Genomic DNA, 2189 nt, shown 5'->3' on the forward strand with positions numbered 1-2189 from the left:
GCTACGGCCAGGACCAGGGTTACTGATAAGGGGGCACGCGAGCGCCCCGCGAGGGACCGGTCGAGGTCCGTCAACTTCATCCGGTTTCTGACACCGGATCACCGACAGCAGCCGCGCCTCTATGGGTCACCTGGCGATGGACAGCGAACGATCAGCAACTAGTGGTCGCGGCTGCAAGTTCGTCGGGGGTCACGCAGCGATCCGATCGAGTAACCGGTGGAGGTCTGTTCGATCGAAGCGCCAGTCGAAGGGGTGGGCGGCGTCGTTGTAACGCTTCTCGAATGCTGTGATCTTCTTGGCGAGGTCCTCGAGGTTGGCGAAGTCATCCGGCGTGAGCAGCTTGCGCTGAATGACGGAGAAGTAGATCTCGACCTGGTTCAGCCATGATGCGTGCACGGGTAGGTGGATCATCTGCGCGTTCGGGAAGGCGTCGTGTAGCCGGGCGGCGGCGGTCCAGCCGCGGTGTGAGGAGCCGTTGTCGACGACCCAGAACACCCGACGCGCGGAGGCGTAGGGCTGGCTGGTCATCACTTTCTCGACGAGTTCGGTGAACGGCGTGATGCCGGTGGTGGGTGCGCAGTGTCCGATTACGTGGGCGCGGTGCACGTCGTAGGCGGCGAGATGGGCGAGGGTGCCGTGCCGCCGGTACTCGCTTTCCACGCGCATCGGCTGTCGCCCCGGTCGTGCCGGCGCGCTGGGGTGGATGCGGGTGCGGGCCTGCACGCCGGGTTTCTCGTCCGCGCTGAGGACGTAGTCGTGCCCTCCGAGGGGTTCGCCGTCGAACACGCGCGCATACAGGTCCAGCACGCGGGCGGCTTTGGCGGCGAAGTCAGGGTCGCGCGGAAAGATCCACGAGCGGTGCTGCCACGGCTTGATCGCGTCACTGGCGAGCCATCTGCGCACGGTCGAGGCCGACACCGAACCCACGATGCCGCGGTTGGCGGCTTCGGCTGCCAGATCGGGGCAGGACCACTTGGCCAGCGGAGTGTCGCTGTCGGCGGGCAGCTCGCAGGCCATCGCCTTTACCTCAGCCACCACGGTGGCGTCAAAGGTGCGTGGCCGCCCGCTTCTGGGCAGGTCACGCAGCCCGTCCAAGCCATGCTCGCTGAAGCGGCGCCGCCACTTACGCACGGTGTCCACGCCGACCGCAACGTCGCGTGCGATCGCGGCGTTGGTTGCGCCGTCGGCAGCGGCGAGCACGATCCGGGCACGCAGCACGTCACGATGTTCGCCGCTAGAGCGGCGGGCGCGGGCGAGCAACAGCCGCCGCTGCCCGTCCGTGAGAGCGATCCGGTGCAAGGTCGTCACAGGCATGGGCACGGTTGTGCCGCACCCGCGGCACGCTGCCGTGTTGACACGCTGACACCTCGGCAATCATGGCCTTCGTGCCTGCCACGCCTCCCGACTCGACCAAGCGGTCGCTGCGCTCCCGGCTGATCACCCGCACACGTGAACGCTGGCCCGACCTGGCCGACCTGACCATCCGCCACCGCGGACAGTTCGTCTACGTCGACGGCGAACTGCGCGATGGAACCACGCTCCCACTCTTCCGGCTGCGCTACGGCGGATCGGCGAACAGCTGGGGTTTCGCGATCCACCTCGCCGGCCGCGACAGCTACGAGGACGCCGCCCTGCCCAGCGGCTACCCCGTCGATACCCCCGAAGAAGCACTCGACTGCGCCTGCGGCCTCTACCTCAACGACCCCACCGCCTGGACCAAACCCCCGACGAACTAACGGGCGAGACCACTAGCTTCGTCGACTTCGACGTCGGCCGGCCCGGGGGGCTGCTCGGCCTGGTGCCAGGCCGGTCCGGCGCTGCAGTAGCGGCCTGGCTGGCCGCCCGCAACCTGGCCTGGCGGGGCTGGAGTCGAGGTGGTTGCGCTGGACCCGTCCGCGCCGTTTGCCGCGGCGATCCGCCGGCTGCTACCGCACGCCACGATCGTGGTCGACCACTGCCACCTGGTGCGGCTGGCCAACCAGATGGTCACCGACGTCCGCCAGTGCGTCGCCCGCGCCCAGCTCGGCCGCGGCCGCAAGAGACCCAGCCTGGGCGCACCGGCAGCTGCTGCTCGCCGCCGGGAACCGGCTGTCCCCCCGCGGGCTGGCCCGGCTCGAGCGGCTGCTCGCCGCCGACGCCCCAACCGACGAGATCGGCGCCGCCTGGGGCGTCAAGGAGTTGCCCCGCCA

Annotated in this window: 3 protein-coding genes; 2 read left to right on the top strand and 1 reads right to left on the bottom strand. The window is 69.4% G+C overall.

The genetic code is table 11. The features are described from left to right. Window positions 1–189 precede the first annotated feature (189 nt). Entirely contained in the window at window positions 190–1314 is a 1125-nt protein-coding gene (locus VF330_RS19035; protein ID WP_330852975.1) for an IS630 family transposase, read from the bottom strand. Window positions 1315–1376: 62 nt separating this feature from the next. Between VF330_RS19035 and VF330_RS19040 the strand changes: the two genes are divergently transcribed. Both VF330_RS19040 and VF330_RS42085 read left to right on the top strand, forming a co-directional pair. Then, the gene (locus tag VF330_RS19040; protein ID WP_330852976.1) at window positions 1377–1736 is read left to right on the top strand and encodes a hypothetical protein; all 360 of its coding nucleotides are present in this window, start codon (window positions 1377–1379) and stop codon (window positions 1734–1736) included. Window positions 1737–1874: 138 nt separating this feature from the next. Further along, a partial coding sequence (locus VF330_RS42085; protein WP_414675402.1) for a transposase occupies window positions 1875–2189 on the top strand: 315 nt, incomplete at its 3' end.

The organism is Lentzea sp. (genome assembly GCF_036380075.1).
Taxonomy (GTDB): Bacteria; Actinomycetota; Actinomycetes; order Mycobacteriales; family Pseudonocardiaceae; genus Lentzea.